The sequence below is a fragment of the Actinoplanes sp. DH11 genome (assembly GCF_020873875.1).
Classification (GTDB): domain Bacteria; phylum Actinomycetota; class Actinomycetes; order Mycobacteriales; family Micromonosporaceae; genus Actinoplanes.
The window spans coordinates 1-2608 of the sequence record NZ_JAHWGU010000062.1 but is presented as its reverse complement, the minus strand read 5'-3'; the positions used below and the strand labels follow the sequence as shown (position 1 = coordinate 2608).

At 56.6% G+C, this 2608-nt stretch carries 2 rRNA genes; both read right to left on the bottom strand.

What is annotated here, in order from left to right:
- Nucleotides 1–7 precede the first annotated feature (7 nt).
- Nucleotides 8–124: ribosomal RNA gene (rrf, locus tag LPA41_RS40700) — 5S ribosomal RNA — on the bottom strand.
- Nucleotides 125–234: 110 nt separating this feature from the next.
- Nucleotides 235–2608, bottom strand: a 23S ribosomal RNA gene (locus LPA41_RS40695); the annotation flags it as partial.

Here is a 2608-nt window from a genome sequence, read left to right as displayed (position 1 = left end):
ACGTTGAGTCCGGCGGCGTCCTACTCTCCCACACCCTCCCGAGTGCAGTACCATCGGCGCTGGAGGGCTTAGCTACCGGGTTCGGAATGTAACCGGGCGTTTCCCCTCCGCTATGACCACCGAAACACCTGTCAGCAACAGCGAAGAACCAGCAACCACGAAACCGTCACCGATTCCGTAGGTGGTTGTTCGTTTGCTGTGAATCACACAGTGGACGCAAGCGCAATGTATAGGGTGGTTAAGCCCTCGGCCTATTAGTACCGGTCAACTCAACACGTTACCGTGCTTACATCTCCGGCCTATCAACCCAGTAGTCTCCTGGGAGCCTTACCCACTCAAGGTGGTGGGATACCTCATCTCGAAGCAGGCTTCCCGCTTAGATGCTTTCAGCGGTTATCCCTTCCGAACGTAGCCAACCAGCCGTGCCCTTGGCAGAACAACTGGCACACCAGAGGTTCGTCCGTCCCGGTCCTCTCGTACTAGGGACAGCCCTTCTCAAGTATCCAACGCGCACGGCGGATAGGGACCGAACTGTCTCACGACGTTCTAAACCCAGCTCGCGTACCGCTTTAATGGGCGAACAGCCCAACCCTTGGGACCTGCTACAGCCCCAGGATGCGACGAGCCGACATCGAGGTGCCAAACCATCCCGTCGATATGGACTCTTGGGGAAGATCAGCCTGTTATCCCCGGGGTACCTTTTATCCGTTGAGCGACACCGCTTCCACACGCAAGTGCCGGATCACTAGTCCCGACTTTCGTCCCTGCTCGACCCGTCAGTCTCACAGTCAAGCTCCCTTATGCACTTACACTCAACACCTGATTGCCAACCAGGCTGAGGGAACCTTTGGGCGCCTCCGTTACCCTTTAGGAGGCAACCGCCCCAGTTAAACTACCCACCAGACACTGTCCCTCGACCCGATCAGGGCCGCAAGTTAGATACCCAAACCAACCAGAGTGGTATTTCAACAATGCCTCCACCTGAACTGGCGTCCAAGCTTCACCGGCTCCCACCTATCCTACACAAGCTAATTCGGATACCAATGTCAAGCTATAGTAAAGGTCCCGGGGTCTTTCCGTCCTGCCGCGCGTAACGAGCATCTTTACTCGTACTGCAATTTCGCCGGGCCTGTGGTTGAGACAGTGGGGAAGTCGTTACGCCATTCGTGCAGGTCGGAACTTACCCGACAAGGAATTTCGCTACCTTAGGATGGTTATAGTTACCACCGCCGTTTACTGGCGCTTAAGTTCTCCGCTTCGCGATTGCTCGCTAACAGGTCCCCTTAACGTTCCAGCACCGGGCAGGCGTCAGTCCATATACATCGTCTTACGACTTCGCATGGACCTGTGTTTTTAGTAAACAGTCGCTTCCCCCTGCTCTCTGCGGCCATACCACGCTCCACCCGCAAAGGGGCTTCACGCGTCCGGCCCCCCTTCTCCCTAAGTTACGGGGGCAATTTGCCGAGTTCCTTAACCACAGTTCACCCGTCGCCTCGGTATTCTCTACCTGACCACCTGTGTCGGTTTAGGGTACGGGCCGCTCGGAACATCGCTAGAGGCTTTTCTCGGCAGCATAGGATCAATGACTTCACCAGAACGGCTCGGCATCACGTCTCAGCCTCAATGCACCGCGGATTTGCCTACGGTACGGCCTACACGCTTACCCCGGCACAACCACCGGCCGGGCTCATCTACCTTCCTGCGTCACCCCATCACTCAACTACTACCCACGAGGGTCACAGACTCCACCAACGCAGACCGAAGTCCTTGCCGGCTTTGCGTGCTTAGCATCATGAGGTTCGTCGTTGGCGCTCCTACGCGGGTACGGGAATATCAACCCGTTATCCATCGACTACGCCTCTCGGCCTCGCCTTAGGCCCCGACTCACCCAGGGCGGATTAGCCTGCCCCTGGAACCCTTGGTCATCCGGCGGAAGGGGTTCTCACCCTTCATTCGCTACTCATGCCTGCATTCTCACTCGTGTAGCGTCCACGGCTGGATCACTCCGCCGCTTCACCCGCAACACGACGCTCCCCTACCCATCCACACACCTGCACCAGAATCCAAAGAAACTGGCGGAGTTAATGTGTGAATGCCACAGCTTCGGCGGTGTGCTTGAGCCCCGCTACATTGTCGGCGCGGAACCACTTGACCAGTGAGCTATTACGCACTCTTTAAAGGGTGGCTGCTTCTAAGCCAACCTCCTGGTTGTCCATGCGATCCCACATCCTTTTCCACTTAGCACACGCTTAGGGGCCTTAGCTGGCGATCTGGGCTGTTTCCCTCTCGACTACGAAGCTTATCCCCCGCAGTCTCACTGCCGCGCTCTCACTTACCGGCATTCGGAGTTTGGCTGATTTCAGTAAGCTTGTGGGCCCCCTAGACCATCCAGTGCTCTACCTCCGGCAAGAAACACGCGACGCTGCACCTAAATGCATTTCGGGGAGAACCAGCTATCACGGAGTTTGATTGGCCTTTCACCCCTAACCACAGGTCATCCCCCAACTTTTCAACGTTGGTGGGTTCGGTCCTCCACGTAGTCTTACCCACGCTTCAACCTGCCCATGGCTAGATCACTCCGCTTCGGGTCTAGAACATGCGACTAAAA